Origin of the sequence: Streptococcus mitis, assembly GCF_905187535.1 — a bacterium.
GTDB classification, from domain to species: Bacteria; Bacillota; Bacilli; order Lactobacillales; family Streptococcaceae; genus Streptococcus; species Streptococcus mitis_BS.
Genome location: NZ_CAJJIE010000059.1, coordinates 115087 through 136693 on the forward strand (window position 1 = coordinate 115087; position 21607 = coordinate 136693).

Genomic DNA, 21607 nt, shown 5'->3' on the forward strand with positions numbered 1-21607 from the left:
CCAGGGGATTTTTTCATAGCCAAAAGAAATAGACTGAAGTTTTCACCTCAGTCTATTTTTCTATTGAACCTTAGAAAGGAAGGAGCTTTCTTAGTCTTCTTTTTTCTTACGAGCTACAAGTCCGAATGCACTCAACATTCCAAGAAGTCCAAGACTAGCTAGACCAGCCTTATCTTCCGTACCAGTATTTGGTAATTCCTTCTTGTCATTGGCTACGGTTGTTTCAACGGCTACTTGTTTAGAATCTGTAGAGCTTGTCTGAACTGGAGTAGCTACTGGTTTTTCTGGAGTTGAAGGACGAACTGGCGAAACAGGTTGCTCAGAACGAGTTGGGGTAACTACTTTCTTATAGGTATGAATCACATTGCCATTTTTATCTGTCTTAGTGCCAGTATATTCATAACCTTCTAAAGTCTTAGGTCCATGGCTTCCATTTTCTTCTTGCGAAATTTCTTTACCATCACTATCTTGGTAACGTGTTACGATATGAGTAGTTGAACTACCGTTATTACCTTGATTATTACCTTGACTATCACCATGATTAGATTTAGGAGTAACTTTCACAGGAACATCCACTGTCACTTTACGTCCGTCTGGCAACTCTAATTCTACTGTTATAGATGGTTTGTCACCAGGTGTATTTGTTTTTGGAATTTCGCCCACTTTCGTAATCTTCCATCCTTCAGGAAGGTCCACATGTTTTTTCACATCATCTTCAGTAATCGGTGTTCCAACTTCAACAACAATCGGTGTTGTTTTCGGAGTAACAATGACCGGAACTTTGACTGTAACACGTTTTCCTCCTGGTAATTCAATTACTACTGGAATACTTGGTCTTTCTCCTGGTACATCTGTAGACGGTTTATCTCCAATACTGATAATCTTTCCACCTTCTGGTATTTGAATATGTTTTTCAACATCCTCATTTGTAATTGGATCACCAAATTTCTTAACAATATCTTTGATAGGCGTTACCTTGACAGGAACCTCTACTTCTATTTGTTTACCATTAGGAAGTTCAATTTTAACTTTGACTGTACCTTTATCTCCAGGAGTATTTACTTCTGGAATTTTGCCTACTTCAACAATTTTACCACCTTCTGGAACCTTCACATGTTTTTCAATATCTTCTTTTGTTAATGGAGTATCTGTGACAGGTGTTTCAATTCCTGTAGCTGGTGTTACATTTACAGGAACATCAACAGTAATTGTTTTTCCATTTGGTAATTCAACCGTTACTTTAACTGGAGCTTTCTTACCTGGAGTTGTCAAATCTGGAATGTTTGTAACTCCCGTTACTTTTCCACCTTCTGGAATCGTGATTCCTTTTGTATAATCCTCTGGGGTTAATGGAGTATTCGTAACTGGTGTTTCGATGCCTTTAACTGGTGTTACATTCACAGGAACATCTACTGTAATCGTTTTTCCATTTGGTAATTCAACCGTTACTTTAACTGGAGCTTTCTTACCTGGAGTTGTCAAGTCTGGAATATTCTCAACGTTCGTTACTTTTCCACCTTCTGGAATCTTGATTCCCTTAGTGTAGTCCTCTGGCGTTAATGGAGTATTCGTAACTGGCGTTTCAATTCCATTTACTGGAGTGACATTAACTGGAACATCAACAGTAATTGTTTTTCCATTTGGTAATTCAACCGTTACTTTAACTGGAGCTTTCTTACCTGGCGTTGTTAAGTCTGGAAGATCTCCTACTTTAACTGTTGCTCCTTCTGGTACTTTGATTTGTTTTAAAATATCCTCTGGAGTCAATTTAGCTGTTGTGACTGGTGTTTCGATTTCCTTAATTGGTGTTACATTTACCGGCACTTCTACTGTAATCACTTTTCCATTTGGTAATGTTACTGTTACCTTCACTGGATCTTTCTTACCTGGCGTTGTTAAGTCTGGAATATTCTCAACATTCGTTACCTTGCCACCTTCTGGAATAGCGATTCCCTTAGTGTAATCCTCTGGTGTTAATGGTGTCTTCGTGACTGGGGTTTCAATTTCCTTAACTGGCGTTACATTTACTGGAACCTCTACTGTGACTACTTTACCATTTGGTAATTCAACCGTTACTTTGACTGGATCTTTCTTACCTGGTGTTGTCAAGTCTGGAATGTTCTCAACATTCGTTACCTTGCCACCTTCTGGCACTTTAACATATTTTGCAATATCCTCTTTTGTTAAAGGTGTATTTGTTACTGGCGTTTCAATTGGTGTTGGTTTAGCTTCTACCACCTTAATCGTTGCCGGAACTTCAACTAACACATTTCCATTTTTATCTTTCACAATAACTGTTACTGGTTTATCTCCAACAGTTGTTGCATCAAATGGTTCTGTTTGTCCTTCTGGAACTTTGTATTCAAATGTTGAACCTTCTGGATAATCACTTGGAGTAATACTATCTCTGGCTTGTGGTTTTTCAGTTGGATTTACAGGAATTAATTGTTCTTTACCTTCCACTACTTTAACCTTAGCAGGAACTTCTACAAGTTTATCTTCTCCGTCTTTTGCTTCTACAATAACATCTTTTTCGCCTGGTGTTGTTGTATCTACTGGAGTTTTATATTTGAATGTTACTCCATCTGGATATTGTTCAGGGTCAATACTCTTAGATGCGTCTGGCTGTTTGTTTGATTTATCGACTGGCACATATTGTGTCTTCGGTTCTACAACCATTACTTTTGCAGGGACTTTTGCAATGACCTTATCTCCAACTTTTGCTACAACAACGACGTCTTTTTCGCCTGGTGTTGTTGTATCTACTGGGCTTTCATAAGTAAACTCTGTATCTTTAGGGAATGCTTTAGGGTCAATACTTCCTTCAACAGTTGGTTGTTTTTTATCCTTATCTACAGGCACAAATTGTGGGTAGCTTTCTACAACACGTACAGTTGCAGGGACTTCTGCAATTGGATTCCCATCTTTGTCTTTTACAATGACATTGACTGTGTAATCACCAGGCGTTGTAGTATTCACCGGAGTTTTTGGATCATATTCAAATGTTGAACCATCTGGGTATTCCGTTTTATCAATACTGTTTTCCGGATTTGGTTGTTTATTATTTTCATCCACTGGAACAATTTGTGGAACTCCCTCTACAACAGTGACAGGGACTTTAACAACCGTTGTTTTTTCTTCTCCATCAACAGTGTACTTGACAGTAACATTTACATCCGTATCATCTGACAAATCTGGACTTGCCACATTTTCATCAATACTTACATTGGTAACATTTTCTGGAAGATTTCCTTTGAAAGTACCATCTGCAATAGCTTCTTTAGCTTTGGCAAGAGCTTTTTCTTTTGCTTTTTCCTTATCGCTATCTTTGGCAACAAAAATTCCTTTTGGTGTTGGTTTTGGTAAAACTGTTACTTTAACTTTTACTGGTTCTGTTAAAGTTTCTCCGTTTTGATCCGTATAAGTTACTGGAACAGTTACTTCTTTCACACCTGATTTAGCTGTAATATCTTTTGCTAAATCTGTAGGCTCACCTTTTGTACCATTTTCACCTGGAGTGACCGCATCAGTGATATCCTTAGCAGTCAATTCATCTCCTTCAAATACAACTTTAGAGGTTGGAGTTGAACCGACTACATTTACCGGTACATCCACATTCACAGAAATATCATCGATGATTTGTCCAGTAGCCTTATCTCTATATTTAACCGTAACAGTAACTGGAGTTTGTGGTCCATTTTGATCTGTTTTCGGAGTAACAATCGCATCATCTGTTACAAATGGAGTTACCCCTTCAGGAACATTTGTTAGTCCAGAAATTGCTTTATTAACATTTTCGCGAATCGCATCGATTAATTTTTCATTCGCTGTACCGTTTAAGACTGTAACGCCTTTAGGAACTGGTTTTGGAAGAACTTTAACAGTCACTTCAACCGGTTCATCCCGTTTAAATTGATTTGCTCCATAAGTAACCGTTACTGGAACTTTAATTTCCTGACCTGCTTTACCATCAGTAGAAATAGTGCTTACATCAGGATTCGTGACTTTACCGTCCTTACCAGGTGTAACAGCTCCTCCTACTTTTTCTGCAGACGGCTTATCACCTTCTACTACATATACAGTTTTTGCAGTTGATACACGTGGTTGAACTTTAATTGTAAACTCTTGAGTGATGTTGTCATCAGTATCTTTCTTCGTATCAAATACTGGGTCTTTATCAAATGGATTGTCGACAATATCATATCCCATTGATTTCAATACATCGATATGAGTTTGTACATCACTTTCAGAAATGGTTTCACCTGATTTACCAGTTAAAGTCAATGCATGGTCGGTTAATTCAGTTTCTGTTTGAGTTTTTGGATCCACAGAAACGAATTTAACTTTTGCTTTTTGATCATCTTTGTCATAGGTAATCTTGATATTTGCTTTTGGATCCGTAATTTTTGGTGGTTTATAACCTTCTTCTGGATTTGCAGGATTAACTGGTTCTAATGGTGTACCATTTCCATCTTTTGGAGTATATCCATCTTTATGAGGAATAATTTGTGTAATTTCACCAGTCTTGGTTGGATCATTTGGATCGTTAGGGAATGGAATTGGTTCTCCATCCTTACCAGTGGTTGGATCAACAGGAATCCAGCTTCCAATCTTCGTATACGTTACTTTTTCAGTTTCATCAGGAATTACTTTTGTATCTTTTGTAGGGATTGCTACTTCTTTAGCAGGAATTTCTTTTTTATCAGCAATATATCCAGTTAAAGTTTCAACTGGTACTTTATCCCATGTTTTATTTGTACTTTCCCAATCTGTATAGGTTACTTCTTTTGTGACAAGATTAACGGTTGCTTTTCTTGTGAATGGCACCGTTTGAACAGTATCATCCTTAGCTTTTTCTTCAGCTGCTGTATCTGAATCTTTCTTCACATATGAAATCACACGTTTAGCAGTCGTATTCAAATCAGACTCTTTTAATCCATCAGGCCATTTCAATTCTGGATTTTCTCCATTTGGATCTACTGGACTATCTTTTTCATGAGGCGTTGAAGAAGGAACTTCAATGATTCTTGGTTTAACAACAATTTTGAATGTTTGAGATGGTGCTGGTGTACCATCTTGTACATTGATGTCTTCTTTATCATCAAATGTTGGATAATGATTATCTTGAGTATGATATTCATCACTTTCTACTTCATAACCTTGGTTCTTCAGTTCTTTGATTTTGTTTTCAACATCTGTACTTGCTGGTAATTCTGAACCAGATTTACCTGTTAAATCAAAGCTAGAAACCACTTCATTTGCGGCTCCATCGACTTTCTTCTCAATCACTACTTTAGCTGTTTGAGTAGAAGGTGTATACGTAATTGGCGATGTTCCAAAATTATCAGCTGGTGTAAATCCATCTGGAACTTTATAGCCTCGAGTTGGATCATTTGGATTTTTCGGTGTTAATTCTGTTCCATTATATACTGGAGTATATCCTGGAACATATGGAATCGTTATTGTACTAAAATCTCCTGGAACTGTTGGATCAGTCGGGTTATTTGGATAAGGAATTTTATCCTGAGCGCCATTTGGTTTCTTACCTTCTGGATAGTTTGGCACAAATGAACCAATTTCTTTATAAAGAACTTTTGTTACATCTGAAGTAACTGTTCCATCTTGTGTAGGAACTGGTGCTTCTTTTTCAGCTACTGTTTTATCTGTCGCATTTACTAGTAAGTAGTTGTCTACTACTGGTGAGTCAACAGCATTGAATTTACCTTTTGTTCCGTCAGCTGTAGCATCTGTTAGTTTATCAGCTTCGTTGTAAACTTCCCACTCAGAGTATGTTACTTCTTTTGTTTCAGGGTTAACGGTTGCTGTACGTTTGTAAGTTACTTTTTGTACTTTTTCAGGTTTTAGTCCCATTGCATCAGCCTTATTAGCATCTTCTTCTTTTAGATACTTAATTGTACGTGTAACTTCTTTAACTAAGTCCTCACGAGTAACTCCTGCTGGATATTTACCAAGATTTTCATCTCCTTCTTTTACAGGTGTATCTGCTGTTTTTGGAGATACTGGAACTGTTGTGCTTGGATTTGTTGGATCAGTTGTTACTGTAGGATCTACTGTAATTAAGTCTAATACGTGTACCGTTACATCGGCTTCTGTTGATTTCTTACCTTCACTATCAGTTGATTGAACTTTTACAGTGTAATCTCCAACTTTAGTTGTATCTAGGTTACCTGCATCACTTACTGCGATTGTTGGTTTAGTAGAATCAACTCCATCACGATCATCTTCTAAGTCAGTTGCTGATGGTTTAGCTTTTTCTAAAACTTTATCATTATTCCATTTGTCAGCTTCTTTAGTTTTATAAACATATAAATCTTTTTTCTCAACTGCTACTGTCGGAGCTTCATTTAAGACATTAGCATAAGCTGGATCTGATTCGTTACCTGCTTTATCAAGCACAGTAACTTTGATACGTTTGTCAGGATTTGTTGTTTCATTCGCTTCTGTTAAATCAGTACCAGCAGGAACTGGAACAACTAATTTACCATCACGTTCTTCAACTTTTGTAGTACCAATATACCAACCATCTTCTTTTTTGTTTAAAGTAATTGGAGTATTACTATTTGGTAACGTAACTTTCATTGAAGTTAATCCACCGATAGCTGCATCGATTTTATCTACTGCTTTATCTACTGTTTCAGCGCCAGCAGTGTGAGCTCTATCAACGCCATTATTTTTATCGTTTTCAGCAACATCTTTTTTCTCACGTGCTTCATCCGTTAAATCGGTATTTTTAGTTGGAATTGAGACGAGTAACTCTTTTACTTGATTTTTATCTTTTTTCTCACCACGAATACTGTCTGTATGTACTGCTTCTACTGTTGGTGTATCTGGTCTTTTTGTATCGATATAAATCGTTTTATTGTAGTAGTAATCAGGTTGGTCTGTATTTCTTAAGCCATTAACCACTGGATGATATTTTCCATCAGCATTTGAAACATCTCCAGTATTTAAAAGTTGATTATCTTTTCCGTCACTTAAGCCATTAGGTAAGTATGTTCTCACTTTAAATGTTGCAGTACCTCTGTAATTATCAGTTGTTGTAAATGGTAATCTAAATTTACGAACTCCATCATTTTTACCATTATTTGATCCAATACCGATATACGGATTCGCTCCAGCATTATTTCCTGAGGTTTGATATTTGATTCTTAATTTTCTAGTAGCTGCATCCCAAGAAATATTCTGTGGAGCTACAGGGGTATCACCAAACCAAACCCAATCTTTTGCTTTTGTAATATTCTCTGGCAAATCCACACCTTCTGGAACTTCTATTTCAGTTTCCGCACTACCATAGTGACGAACTCCACCAACACTATTAACAGTGAATTCTAATTCTCCTTTTTGTTTTGATTTATAAAGATTATCTTCTCCGAATCTACCTTCCTTACCATTGGTTTTAACGTTCGTAGTCATTTCAGTTCCTGTACCTACAGCTAAGTTGACAGCCCCAACAAAATAACCATCTTTAACTTTGCTATTAGTACCAGCTAAATAACTATTGTTAATTGCTGTTCCATCATCTAGTGCTTCAATTTCTACACGTACTCTTGTAGTAGATTGAGGAACTTCATAAATGGCACGGTATTCAGTCCAACCATCACCATTTCCTCCATCCCCTGAAGGTGCTGAGATATGCTCTGCTTCATATTTTTCACCGATAGTATGGTCATCTCTAATACTAGAAATTTTTTCTCCAGTTACTGCATCGTACATTGTGATTTTTATTCGTTCACCTGTTCCAGCAGTACCCATATTTCCGTATGCACCACCAGTAATTGTACTTAACATTAATCTAGAGTTTCCATTAACTGCATATTCTTTAGAAAGCTTAGTACCTTTTTCACCTAATTCTAAGTAATATCCTTTAGGTAAATTATGTGTTCCAACATTTCCTGAATAGTTTACACCATTTCCATAGTTTTGATTTGCAGCATGAACTCCAAGCGGATTTGTTGCTGTTGGATTATCAGGATTATTATAGTTCCTTTTAATAGTTCCTTGATTATCATAGACCTTGCTTGGCTTCCCTTGATAATCTGCTTCACGTCCTGCATCTGCAACTGCTGCTTCTGGTTTAACAGCAGTTACTTTTCCTGCATGTCCGTTTGCATCTGTAATTTTCCAACCATTTATTTCATTAGAAATTTCTTTTTCTTTCCAGTTGTATGTAATACCACCTGTTAATAGTTGTGTAGTAGCTTTACCTGTCTTATCAGATAAAATACTTTTTGACCATTGTTTCTCAACTTTAGTACTTTTTTCTGTAGAGTTTGTAAAGTCAACATCACCAAATTGATCTTTTGCACTTTCAAATACACCATCAGCTGGGTTATTTCCTGATCCTAATTTATTATTATTAGTTGGTCCCTCTTTAGCAGGAATAATTGGATTTGTAGTTGTTGCTTCTCTAAACCCACTCTCCCCTTTACCTGGAATCTCTTTTCCATTTCGTGGATCTTGGTTTTTGTTTACTTTTTCTTCTTCAGTTGCTTCTGATTTGATACTGTTTAGAATGCTAAGGCTACTTGAAAGTTGTTTAGCAAGTGCATCTACTTTAGCCTGTGTTTTTTCATCATCGTTTAGAAGCTCTTTTGCTTTATGAACCAAATTTTTAGCATCATCAATGACTGATTTTGTTTTCTTTCCTTCAGTTAATTGACTCAATCTACTTTCAGCTTTAGCAACTAAATCTTCTAACGATGCTGTATTAATAGCAACTTTTTCCGTCACTACATTTGGAGTTTCAACTTCACTGGCTTGTTTGTCAGTAGTAGACTCTTTTAGAGAAGTAGTATTTTGTCCATCGGGCTCTTTAGCAGTAGCAGATGCTTGTCCTGAAACTTCCTTAGAGAGTTCCGTGGACTTATCATTTAGATTTTGTGATTTTTGAACTACTGTATGTTCTGAATTAGTTAGTTGTTCAGCCGCTTGGACGCTTCCTCCACCAAGGAAAAACAGTCCAGTAGCTACAGCCACACTAGCCGCTCCAAAACTAACCTTACGAATACTGTAACGTGTGAATTTCTCCACCTGCGATTGACGAACATATCGTCCTTTAGAATTAAACATAAATAGATTCCTCCAACATAATATGAATTGTTAATATATGATACTTTGATGTAAAAAATAACTTTAAACCACAAATAAATATAGTGATATGTTATCTTTCCACTTAATATATTATCGAACAATAATCAATCTGTCAAGCGATATCTAACTCTTATATTATAAATAAAAAGAAGAAACCGTCATTTAGATTCCTTCTTTCACTTCTTTGGTTGCTACATCATCACCAAACCATTTTTGGCTGATTTCCTGGAACTTTCCTTCTTGATAAAGTTGAACAAAAGCTTGGTTTAAAGCTTGGAGTAATTTTTTATCTGCAGGTCTGACACCGACAGCAAAAGATTCATTTTCAAATCCAGCCACAAAGACATTATAGTCATTTAATATACCTTCAGACTGGAGGTAGTAATTAGCATACACTCGGTCAATCAACAAGGCATCGATTCGATCATTTTTCAAATCAATCAAGGCCTCATTAAAACTCTGGTATTGATTGGCCTTCTGGTCCTTAACACGATTTTTTAGTAAGTCTGGCTGGGCTTCAAAGTCTAGATAACCAGAGGACCCGGCTTGGGCTCCCAAGGTCTTATCCTTCATATCCTCTACTGAACGAATCTGCTGGCTTTTCTTCGTAACCAGAACTTGCTGATTTTCCATATATGGAATACTAAAGGCAACTTTCTCTCGGCGTTCATCAGTGGCAGAATAGCCATTCCAGATGGCATCAATGGTTCCATTTTGCAGTTCCGTCTCCTTCATATCCCAGTCGATTGGTTGAAATTGAACCTTAAAACCTAATTTTTCAGAGACAGCTTGTGCTAAGTCAATATCAAAGCCTGTATATTGGCCATTCTTTTCTTCAAAACCCATGGGTACAAAGGTATTGTCAAAACCAATAGTAATGGTCCCCTGCTCTTGATATTTATCCCAGTTATCCTGCTTTGGATCACTAGCCTTTTGAGTACAAGCTGTTAAAAAAAGAGTCAGGAGAGAAACCAATACTAAAGCAATTTTCTTATTAGTCATTGGCACCTCCTACTTGGGCTCAACCTTGAGAATCTGATCTGCGATATTTTCAGCGAATTGTAAATCGTGGGTAACCACAATCTGCGTCATCCCAAGTTCCCTATTTTGCAAGATCAGTTTTTCCACTTCCAAGCGCAATTCTGGATCAAGTGCAGAAGTTGGTTCATCGTAGCCAATGATTTCTGGGTCAATCATCATAGCACGCGCTAAGGCTACCCGCTGCTTTTGACCACCAGATAGTGAGAAAGGATAGGCGTCTGCATGACCAGCCAGTCCTAATTGTTCCAAAAGCCCTCGCGCCTTCTTCTCAGTCTCTTCTTGCTTCATTCTCATGGTTTTTACGGGCGATAAGGTCAAATTGTCTAGAACGGATAAATGAGGAAAAAGTTGAAAATCTTGGAATACAAATCCCAGTAAATTCCGCTTCTCTAGTTCATCCAGTTCTAAAGATTCTCCATTATAAAAGATTTGCCCTGAATCAATGGTTTCAAGACCCGCAAGCATACGTAAGAGGGTTGTCTTACCTCCACCAGAAGGCCCAACGATAGCTAGGATTTGCTTTTCAGGAATTTTTAGACTGAAATTGGATAAAATTTGCTTTTCACCAAAGACTTTATTGATATTTCGTAATTCTAACATGGCAGCCTCCTATCTATAGTAACTGTACTTCTTCTCAACTTTTTTGGCAAGAATGGTCACAATCCCAATCAAAATCAAGTAAATGGCTCCTGCTAAGAACATTGGAACCAGACTAGCATCACGGTTTGCAGCTGTTCGACTCGCCAAGATAAGGTCTGAAATGCCTAGAGCATAGACCAGAGAAGTATCCTTGACCAAACTCATGACTTCGTTAAATACGCTAGGAAGAACAATCTTGGTCACTTGGGGCAAGATAATATAGCGTACTGTGTCAAAAGGACTGAATTTCAAGACCTTAGCAGCCTCGTATTGACCTTTAGGAATGGTATCAATCCCTCCACGGAAGATTTCAGCAAAGTAAGCCGCATAATTCAACACAAAGGCAATGATAGCCGCAGGAAGACGGTCCAAACGAATCCCAATACTTGGCAGCACATAATAGATAAAGATTAATTGCAAGAGCAAGGGTGTTCCCCGCATAATCCAAATATAAATATTAATCAGATGACGGAGGGGCTTCCAATGGACTTGCAAGGCAAAGGCAATCAAAACGCCCAAGGGAATAGAAAAAATCAAGACCAGTGCAAAAACCTGCAAAGTCATGCTTGCACCGCTCAATAAACTCGGTAATATCTCAAACAAATAAGACATACTGCACCTCCTAAAAATAATTGTTCCTATTATAGCATAAATAAACAAAACAACCAAGAATTTTTGTAAAAAAATTCTCTTTGAAAAAGAAAAACTATATCTATCAAAAATGATTAGATACAGTTTTTAAAAATATATTCTTACAATCTCTCATACAGTTCTTGCATTTGCACATCATCTGGAACTAGTTTTAAGTAAGCTTGGGCATTGACTTTTGCTTCCTCAAAGTAGCCCAGTTCACGCAAGAGATAGATATAGTGTTCCAGAAACTCTGGATTGTCCTTCAAATCTCCTACTAATTCTTGGTAATGCTCATAGGCAGAATCCAAATCGTCCATTTCTTGATAGGAACGAGCAATCATCCACTTGGTCAAAAGATTTTCTGGCTCCTCACTTTGCAAGTCTAGAATGTCTTCATAACGCTCCTGCTCCAGATAAATAGTTGCTAGACGGAGTAAGATTTCTTCCGTATCCTCAGCATCTTCTTTAGCAGTAAGGAGGTAGTTCTCTGCTCCACTAGCATCATGCAATTCATAAGAAAATTGTGAAGCTGCTAACAAAAGTCGTGTTTCAAAAGGATTTTTCTCCAAGCCTTGCTTAGCGATACGCAGGGCTTCTTGAACTTGATGTTCCTTATGTAAGGCCTGACTGTAACCATACTCATAGCCTTCAAAATCAGGTGAAATGGTATCAAGTTGCTTAAAGTATAGAACAGCTTTTTGATATTCTTCTTGATCAAAGTAAAGACTGGCCAACTCAAAAGCTGTTAGGTCATCGTATTCTAACTCCAGGGCTTTTTCTAAAAACTCTGTAGCCGTTTCAAATTTCCCCAACTGGGCATAGGCAAAGCCAATTCGTTGATAGGTAGAAATGCCTGTTTGCTCATAAATAGTACGATTATCTAACTGGGCATAGCCTTGAATAGCTTCTTGGTAATTTTCCAACTCACTATCCAACTCTGCTAATCCCAATATCAAGAGAGGATCTTCTGAGTAAGTCAATGCCTCCAATAATTTCTCACGCGCCACATCTGTCAAACCTTCCAGCTGGTAGAGGTCTGCTTTAAGAGCCAAAGCCGAAACATACCAGTCACTGTCAGCTTGGATTTCCTCTAGATAGGCAAAGGCTTCCTCAATTTGACCATCCTCGCTAGCAATAGCTGCTAGATTGAGATTAACCTCTGGAAAATTTTCTACAATTTTCAGGTAAATTTCCTTGGCCTGAGGATAAAAACCAATTCCTTCAAGATAAGTAGCTAACTCATACAGAAGGTCACTTGGATCATTTTCTAAAGCTTTGACGAAATAATGTTCTGCCTTAACTAAATCTTGCTCTTCGAAAGCCTGTAACATCCGTTGACTATTGTTCACTCTTAGCTTCCTCTCCCTCTAGTTCATATAGGCCACTGACTACCTTATACCATTCAAAAATCGCTGAAATCACAACCTTTGCAGAGGCATAAACCGGAATACCGAGCAAGACTCCCCAGATACCAAACATGGATCCTGAAGTTAACAAGACAAAGAGAACATTAATGGGATGGATATTTAATTGACTTCCCAAAATCAATGGAGAGACAAAACGGCCTTCAATAGTTTGTTCTACGATAAAGACAATCACTACTTTCAAAAGCATGACTGGACCAGCAATCAAACCCAATACTAGAGCAGGGAGCATGGCTAAGAAGCTACCAAGATAAGGAACCAGATTTAGAATACCAGCAGTAACACCCAGCGTAACCGCATAGCGTAGACCAATGATCTTGAAGAAGATCATAAACATTACCGCAACAATAATAGCCACTGTCACTTGCCCTCGAACATAGTTGGACAACTGCTGATTCACATCTGATAAAACTTGTCCAACAGGTTCTTTCAATTTCGTTGGCATGAATTGGGTCAAATAGTGACGCAGGCCTTTCCCATCACGTAAGAGATAAAAGAGCATGAAAGGAACGATAATCAAGGCAACAATCACTTGAGATGCGCCGCTAATAAATGCACTCACCCAGTTGACTGCCTGAGATGAAACCTTGCTCGCCCAAACTGTAGCCTGACTAGAGAAGTTTGTCAAAACTTGTTCTAACTGAGGCCTGAAATCATCTGGTAAACGCTTGGTTACCAAATCATCAATAACCCTGTCAGCATCTTCAAGATAGATTGGTACATTTCTTGCAAATGTTAAAACTTGACGTTGCAGATTTGGAATAGCTACTGCCAAGCCCCAAATGATAAAAAGAGCGATGATGACAAAGACAATAGTGATAGCTATAACACGATTCACCTTATGCTTCTCCATCCAATCAACAATAGGATTTAATAAATAATATAGCAAACCAGATAGAATGACTGGCAACATCACGACCGCCAAAAAGTCTAAAACAGGTGAAAATAGAAAACTAATCTTACTTAAAATAAAAAGATTCAGTCCCAATAATAAGGTCACCAAAAATACCGTAATGGCCTTATTATCCAAAAACCACTTGAAAAACCAAGATAGGCTAAAATGTTTCTCTTTTTGCTCCATAAATACTTCCTTTCTATTGTTCTCTCATTATACCATTTTTAAATCAAAATAACTCTTTTTTAAAGTGCTTACATGGAGACAGCAACATAAAAAATCTCCTCAAAAGAGGAGATTCGATTAGTCTTGAATATGACGGTCTAAGTTCTTCTGATAATCAGCATTGGATTTGGCTTTTTCATCAGCAAATTTCTTGCGGAACTCATCCATTTCTTTAGTAGTGACAATCTTATCTTGGATTTTCAGATACTTGTAGCTATTTTCACTAGTCTTGTCACCTACCCAGCCACCGGCACCACTGCCAGGAACCATTTTCGTCACTAGCATTTGAGCACCATCAGAGTATACTGGAATAACAAGTGCACTATCTGACAACCAAGCTTGAGCCTTAGAATATTTGGAATAACGTTTTTGAAGGTCTGTTTTCTCACTATTTGCATCATCAATCAATTCTTTGTATTTATCCAATCCAACTGTTTTAATAACTGGATTGTCTGTTCCTGGTGCCACACCAAGAGCACTTAGGAGACTTGGACCTGAAGTTGGATCAAATACATCTAGATAAGTCGATGGATCTGCAAAGTCTGGAGTCCAACCACTGACTGCATTAATATCCCAGTCAGTATTTGCATTGGAAGTAGCTAGAGTAGTCATACTTCCCAATTCGTCATCAGAAACTTGTTGAATATCAACAACTACATTGTCAGAGCCTAAGGCTTCCTCAATGGATTGTTTATAAGACTGAACCTGACGAATAAAATCTGGATTTGATGAAGAAATTGGCAAATCTAAATGAATTGGGAACTGTACTCCTTCAGCTTGAAGGGTTTTCTTAGCAGCTTCAAACTTAGCTTTGGCTTTATCTACACTATGTAGTGAATCTTGGGCATCATCAAGACTGACATCTTTCCAGACATTATCCAATTTATCCAATTCTGTCTTAGTAACTTGACCAAATGTTTGATCTCCTACTTGAACAAATGTTGGAGGAGTGAAACTTGTCCGTAACTTACGAGGTCCTACTTCATCACCAAATACTTGAGAGATCCCTGCTTTACGATCTACCGCAAAAGCCAAGGCTTGACGGAAATCTTTGTTTAACAAGGCTTTCTTAGTAGAAGTTTTTTCTGCATCACTTGTTTTAGCAGTGTGATTGTAATTTACACGGTCGATATTGGTTGAGATATAAAAAACTCCTCCACGCTGTTGACCATACACAATATCATCCTTGTATTTTTCTTTTAGACGTTCATAGTTAGCAGAGTTTTTAAAGAGTGGTGCAGCTGGATAGTGTCCCTCATCAAAACCGCGTCCTAGAGAGTCTGCATCTTGACCATCAAAGAAGGATAATTTGATATCATCAATAAAGACATTTTGTTTATCCCAGTAGTTTTGATTTTTGGTCATTTCGATAGAAGACTTAGATGTAAGACCTTTGAGGAGATAAGGCCCATTGTATAGAATGCTCGTTACATCCGTTGGTTTACCAAAGTCATCTCCTTTAGAAGCTAAAAAGTCTTCATTAACTGGTGCAAGGACTCCCATTGTTGTTTTTGAATTCCAGAAAGATTCTGGATGATTCAAAGTATAGACTACAGTATAATCATCTGTTGCTTTCACGCCTACGGTTGAGAAATCTGTTGTTTTCCCATTTACATAGTCATCCAATCCTTTGATAGAATCCTGTACCAAATAGAGAGCCTGTGATTTCTTATCAGCTGCATGCTTCAGACCAGTTACAAAATCCTGAGCCTTAACTTCACCATACTCCTCTCCCTCATTGGTATACCACTTGACACCCTGACGGATTTTATAGGTATAGGTCAAACCATCTTTGGAAACAGTCCAATCTTCTGCAACTGATGGGACCAGATTCCCATATTGGTCATTTTCTAATAATCCATCAATAACATTACCTGTAATCTGTTTAGTGCTGACATTACCAGAAACTGTATAATCCAAAGTAACAGGATCTAATGAGAATACATAGGCATAAGTAACTGGTTTAGTTGCTTGTTTAGTTGCTTCTTTATTACCATTACCAGATGAACACGCTACTAGCACTGCTGCCGAGAGTACAGCAACTCCTGCTGCTAAGAAAACACGTTTTTTCATAGTTAAACTCCTTTGCAATTTGTATAAGATTATTATAGCACTTTTATTAAGTAAATCAATGAAAACATTTCTAATATTATCATCAAAAGAATTAGGTAAAGCTCTTGCTAATCTTGATTTCTTTATACTTCCATTTTTGTGATATAATAGTCTTATCTTTTGTATAGAGGTAAAGTTATGAAAAAAACTGTTTATTTTGGAACTTATACACGTCGGACTTCCCAAGGGATTTACAAGGCAGACTTTGATACAGAAACTGGTCAGCTTTCAAATCTAGAACTTTTTGCTACTGAGCCAAGTCCAACCTACCTTGCCTTTGACCAGCACCAACATTTATACACTGTTGGTAGTCAAGACGATAAGGGTGGAATTGCAGCATATCAAACTAATGGTAACTTATTAAATCACGTCGTTGAAGAGGGAGCCCCCCACTGTTATGTTGCCGTTGATGAAGAGCGTGATTTGGTTTACGCGGCAAACTACCACAAGGGACAGGTCCTTGTTTATAAACGTCAGGAAGATGGTCGTCTTGTACTTAGTGATATTGATCAACACAGTGGCCAAGGTCCACATGAAAATCAAGCTTCTCCACATGTTCACTATACAGATTTAACACCTGACCACTATCTAGTGACCTGCGACTTGGGAACAGACCAAGTTATCACTTATGATTTTGATTCAGAAGGAAAATTATCTAAGCTCTATACCTATCATAGCCAGCCAGGAGCAGGCTCACGCCATATTATTTTCCATAACCATTATAAAATCGCTTATCTCATTTGTGAACTCAATAGCACTATCGAGGTTCTAATCTACGATGGTGTTGGCGAATTTGAACGCATGCAAGTCATTTCAACTCTACCAGACGGTTATGAAGGCTTTAATGGTACTGCTGCCATTCGTCTCTCTAAAGATGGTAAATACCTCTACGCCTCTAACCGTGGTCATGATTCTATCGCAGTATATACAATTCTTGCGGACGGTAGCTTAGAGTTATTAGAAATCGTTCCGACACATGGTCAGACTCCACGTGATTTTGATTTGACACCAGACCAAGAATTTGTCATTGCTGTCCATCAAGACTCTGACAATGCAACCGTCTTTAAACGCAATCCTGAAACTGGTCGTCTAGCAGAACTATCTAACGACTTCCATGTCCCAGAAGCAGTCTGCATCAGTTTTGCCCCTTAAGAAAACATAAAAAATGAACTTGGTAACTCAAGTTCATTTTTTTCTTATAGTCTATTTCCGACATTAATACGGTTAATGGCACGTTGCAAAGCAATCTTAGCACGACGTTCTTGGTCAATCAAGTGTTTGTCTTGTGCTTCTTCAATTTCACGCTCTGCTCGAAGTTTGGCACGTTCTGCACGACTGATATCGATATCACGAGCACGTTCTGCAGAATCCGCAACGATTGTGATGGTATTATTGGCAATTTCAATAACGCCTCCGTTTACTGCAATCCAGTTCACGTGATCTTCATCATCAATACGTTTTACCTTTACTTCATCAACTGCTAAAACCGCAATCATATTTTCATGTCGTGGCAAGATCCCCATCTCACCATCCAGAGTTCGAACCGATACATAGCTGGCATGGTGATCATAGACGAGACCATCTGGTGTCACGATCTGGACAGTTAACTGAGCCATAGATCACCTCTTAAAATCCCATTTTTTCAGCTTTGGCAATCACATCTTCGATAGAACCTACGCCACGGAAGGCATCTTCTGGCAAGTGGTCATGTTTACCATCAAGGATTTCCTTAAAGCCACGAACAGTTTCAGCAACTGGAACATAAGAACCTGCCTGACCAGTAAATTGTTCCGCAACGTTGAAGTTTTGTGACAAGAAGAACTGGATACGACGGGCACGAGCAACCAAGGTCTTTTCTTCATCAGAAAGCTCATCCATACCAAGGATAGCAATGATATCTTGCAACTCATGGTAGCGTTGAAGAACACGTTTAACTTCTGCAGCAACTGCGTAGTGCTCTTCTCCAACAATTTCAGGTGCCAAGGCACGTGAGCTTGAAGCAAGTGGATCTACGGCTGGGTAGATACCCAATTGTACCAACTTACGTTCCAAGTTTGTTGTAGAATCCAAGTGAGCGAAGGCTGTTGCTGGTGCTGGGTCAGTATAGTCATCCGCTGGCACATAGATAGCCTGGATAGAGGTTACAGAACCCTTTTTAGTTGATGTGATACGCTCTTGCAATTGACCCATTTCTGTAGCAAGTGTTGGTTGGTAACCAACGGCTGATGGCATACGACCCAAAAGGGCAGATACTTCTGAACCAGCCTGAGTGAAACGGAAGATATTATCGATAAAGAGAAGCACGTCTTGGCCTTCCACATCACGGAAGTATTCAGCGATTGTCAAACCAGTAAGGGCAACACGCATACGTGCTCCTGGTGGCTCATTCATCTGACCAAATACCATGGCTGTTTTCTCGATAACGCCTGATTCTTTCATTTCCCAGTAAAGGTCATTCCCCTCACGAGTACGTTCCCCAACACCGGTAAATACTGAAATACCACCGTGTTCTTGGGCAATGTTGTGAATCAATTCTTGGATTAAGACGGTTTTACCAACCCCGGCACCACCGAAAAGTCCAACCTTACCACCTTTTAGGTAAGGGGCAAGAAGGTCGATAACCTTAATCCCTGTTTCAAGGATTTCAGAAGAGGTAGACAACTCATCAAAAGTTGGAGCTTTTTTATGAATTGGCTGACGCTCTGCATCTTCTGTAAAAGGAGCTTCCAAGTCAATGGTATCTCCCAAAACATTGAAGACACGTCCCAAAGTTTCTTTACCTACTGGTACAGAGATTGGACGACCTGTGTCCAATACTTCCATTCCACGAGTCAAACCATCTGTTGATTCCATGGCGATAGTACGGACCATACCATCTCCCAACTCCAAGGCTACTTCAAGGACGATTTTTGTTTTTCTTTCGTCATTTTTGTAGACGACAAGTGCATTGTTAATCTCAGGAAGTTTTTCCCCTGCTGCAAACAAGACGTCTACAACGGGACCGATAACCTGAGCAATTTTACCTGAACTCATCTCCTTCTCCTATTCTATATAAGATACTGTCGGTCCCTAGCTTAACTAGGTCCTAAGTTCATTTTCATACGAGCTGGACTAGTGCCTATTCTAGGGCACTAGCTCCTGCTACGATTTCTGTAATTTCTTGTGTAATCGCCGCCTGTCTGGCACGGTTATACTGAATTGTCAAATCATTAATGACTTTCTTAGCATTATCTGTCGCTGTTTGCATGGCTGTCATACCCGCAGCATTTTCGGCTGTCTTAGCGTCGATAATAGCACCATAAATCATACTTTCTGCAAACTGAGGCAACAACTGCTCCAAAATTTCTTCTCGGCTAGTTTCCAATTCAAAGGTCAAGCTGTAACTGTCATCTGCTTCATTTGGATCCAAGTCAACAATTGGAAGCATTTGTTCCACACGCATTTGACTGGTTAGCGTATTGACATGGTGGTTATAGCAGACATAGAGTTCATCAAAAAGTTCATTTTGGTACATTTCAACAGTTTTTGAAATAATCTTACGAACTTCATCAAAGCTTGGTTGATCTGCCAAGCCACGTAGTTCATAAAGTGGTTGAATACCACGAGCTTTAAAGAAATCAGCTCCCATTCCACCAATACAGATCATTTCAAAACCTTTACCGTCTGGATGGTATTCTTCTTTCAGCTCCATAACGGCTTTCAGAATAGAAGAATTATAACCTCCAACCAAACCTCGGTCTGATGTAATGACGATATAGCCTGTCTTCTTAACTGGACGGCTAATCAACATCGGATTGGTTGAACTACCAGCTCCATTCCCATGAAGAATATCCGTCAAAAGTTTACGAACTTTCTGAGCATAAACTTGGAAATTGCGAGCAGCTTCTTCAGAACGACCTAGCTTAGCAGCTGATACCATCTGCATGGCATTAGTGATTTGACTCGTATTTTTTGTTGAGGCGATTTTTGTTTTAATATCATTTAGAGATACTGCCATCTGACACCTCTATTCTTATTGGAAGCTGGTTTGATTGAGAAACTCTGTAATCGCAGCATCCAAGACTGCTTCTTCTGGCAAGTCTTTTGTATCACGAATGGTTTCTAAAATCTCTGGATGTTGAGCGTCAAAGAAGGCATGGAACTCTTCCTCGAAACGAACAATATCATCTACTGGAACAGTATCCAAGAAACCATGTGTCAAAGCATAGAGAATGGTTACTTGTTTCTCAACAGGTAATGGTTTGTGAACAGGTTGTTTCAAAACTTCCACTGTACGACGTCCACGGTTCAACTTAGCCTGTGTCGCCGCATCTAAGTCAGAACCAAACTTAGTGAAGGCTTCCAACTCACGGTATGAAGCAAGGTCGATACGAAGTGTACCAGCAACCTTCTTCATGGCTTTGATTTGTGCAGAACCACCTACACGCGATACAGAAGAACCCGCATCGATGGCTGGACGAATACCTGCATTGAAGAGACCATCACCAAGGAAGATTTGTCCATCAGTGATTGAAATCACGTTGGTTGCGATATAGGCAGAGATATCTCCTGCTTGTGTCTCGATAAACGGTAGGGCTGTAATAGATCCACCACCAAGTTCATCAGAAACTTTAGCTGAGCGCTCAAGCAAACGGCTGTGAAGGTAGAAAACATCCCCTGGGAAAGCTTCACGACCTGGAGGACGACGAAGCAAGAGAGAGAGTTCACGATAAGCTACCGCTTGTTTTGATAAATCATCATAAACGATCAAAACATGTTTCCCTTGGTACATAAATTCTTCCGCCATGGCAACCCCAGCATAAGGAGCTAGGAAAAGCAATGGAGATGGTTGTGAAGCAGAGGCAGTCACAACGATTGTGTAGTCCAAGGCACCGTACTGACGTAGTGTTTCTACTTGCGTACGAACTGTTGATTCTTTTTGTCCAATCGCAACATAGATACAGATCATATCTTGACCTTTTTGGTTCAAGATTGTATCAATTGCAATGGTTGTTTTCCCTGTCTGACGGTCACCGATAATCAACTCACGTTGACCACGACCAATCGGTACAAGGGCGTCGATAGCTTTCAAACCAGTTTGCAATGGTTCTGATACAGACTTACGTTGCATAACACCAGGAGCTGGCGCTTCTACTGGACGAGTTTTATCAGTGTGGATTTCTCCAAGACCATCAACTGGACGACCAAGCGGATCCACAACACGTCCAATCAGACTTTCACCTACTGGGACTTCCATGATTTTCCCTGTACGGCGGATTGTATCGCCTTCACGGATATCTGTAAAGTCACCTAGGATGATAATACCAACATCTGTTGACTCCAAGTTTTGAGCCATACCATAAGAGCCGTTTTCAAAAATCAACAACTCTCCACTCATGGCATTTTCAAGTCCGTGAGCACGCGCGATACCGTCCCCGATATAGGTTACAACACCTGTTTCAGTCACATCAAAATTGGGTTTGAAATTTTCAATTTGTTGCTTAATTAAAGCGCTGATTTCTTGTGCGTTAATTGCCAAAAGAACACC

General features: G+C 38.9%; 12 protein-coding genes. 1 reads left to right on the forward strand and 11 read right to left on the reverse strand.

All coding sequences use genetic code 11. From position 1 onward, the window contains the following. Positions 1–90: 90 nt before the first annotated feature. The 7 genes from JQ841_RS06395 to JQ841_RS06425 all read right to left on the reverse strand — a co-directional run bounded on the left by JQ841_RS06395 (position 91) and on the right by JQ841_RS06425 (position 16041). Positions 91–9090 (reverse strand): Rib/alpha-like domain-containing protein, encoded by a 9000-nt coding sequence (locus JQ841_RS06395; RefSeq protein ID WP_203180448.1) that lies wholly within the window; start codon positions 9088–9090, stop codon positions 91–93. A 183-nt stretch (positions 9091–9273) separates the two neighbouring features. After that, positions 9274–10113, reverse strand: coding sequence for an amino acid ABC transporter substrate-binding protein (locus JQ841_RS06400; RefSeq protein WP_203180449.1), 840 nt, complete (start codon positions 10111–10113; stop codon positions 9274–9276). Between the two features lie 9 nt (positions 10114–10122). Further along, the gene (locus JQ841_RS06405; RefSeq protein ID WP_203180450.1) at positions 10123–10752 is read right to left on the reverse strand and encodes an amino acid ABC transporter ATP-binding protein; all 630 of its coding nucleotides are present in this window, start codon (positions 10750–10752) and stop codon (positions 10123–10125) included. 9 nt (positions 10753–10761) lie between these two features. Next, on the reverse strand, positions 10762–11403 hold the full coding sequence (locus tag JQ841_RS06410) for an amino acid ABC transporter permease (RefSeq protein ID WP_203180451.1): 642 nt from the start codon (positions 11401–11403) through the stop codon (positions 10762–10764). Between the two features lie 140 nt (positions 11404–11543). Then, positions 11544–12773 (reverse strand): tetratricopeptide repeat protein, encoded by a 1230-nt coding sequence (locus JQ841_RS06415; protein ID WP_203180452.1) that lies wholly within the window; start codon positions 12771–12773, stop codon positions 11544–11546. After that, on the reverse strand, positions 12763–13929 hold the full coding sequence (locus tag JQ841_RS06420; protein ID WP_203180453.1) for an AI-2E family transporter: 1167 nt from the start codon (positions 13927–13929) through the stop codon (positions 12763–12765). Before JQ841_RS06420 ends, JQ841_RS06415 begins: the two co-directional genes overlap by 11 nt. Before the next feature lie 117 nt (positions 13930–14046). Then, positions 14047–16041, reverse strand: a complete 1995-nt coding sequence (locus JQ841_RS06425; RefSeq protein ID WP_203180454.1) for a peptide ABC transporter substrate-binding protein — start codon at positions 16039–16041, stop codon at positions 14047–14049. 177 nt (positions 16042–16218) lie between these two features. On the opposite strand from JQ841_RS06425, the gene JQ841_RS06430 reads away from it, so the two are divergent. Then, the gene (locus JQ841_RS06430; RefSeq protein ID WP_203180455.1) at positions 16219–17232 is read left to right on the forward strand and encodes a lactonase family protein; all 1014 of its coding nucleotides are present in this window, start codon (positions 16219–16221) and stop codon (positions 17230–17232) included. A gap of 44 nt (positions 17233–17276) precedes the next feature. Here JQ841_RS06430 and JQ841_RS06435 read toward each other — a convergent pair whose 3' ends face one another. From JQ841_RS06435 to atpA, 4 genes are all read right to left on the reverse strand, one after another. Then, complete coding sequence (locus tag JQ841_RS06435) at positions 17277–17696, reverse strand: F0F1 ATP synthase subunit epsilon (RefSeq protein ID WP_203180456.1); 420 nt, start codon at positions 17694–17696, stop codon at positions 17277–17279. 10 nt (positions 17697–17706) lie between these two features. After that, a complete protein-coding gene (gene atpD / locus JQ841_RS06440) occupies positions 17707–19113 on the reverse strand; it encodes a F0F1 ATP synthase subunit beta (protein WP_203180457.1) in 1407 nt (468 codons plus the stop codon). An 85-nt stretch (positions 19114–19198) separates the two neighbouring features. Beyond that, on the reverse strand, positions 19199–20077 hold the full coding sequence (locus JQ841_RS06445) for a F0F1 ATP synthase subunit gamma (RefSeq protein WP_000301224.1): 879 nt from the start codon (positions 20075–20077) through the stop codon (positions 19199–19201). Between the two features lie 15 nt (positions 20078–20092). Beyond that, positions 20093–21598, reverse strand: a complete 1506-nt coding sequence (gene atpA, locus JQ841_RS06450) for a F0F1 ATP synthase subunit alpha (RefSeq protein WP_000996629.1) — start codon at positions 21596–21598, stop codon at positions 20093–20095. Between the last annotated feature and the right edge of the window lie 9 nt (positions 21599–21607).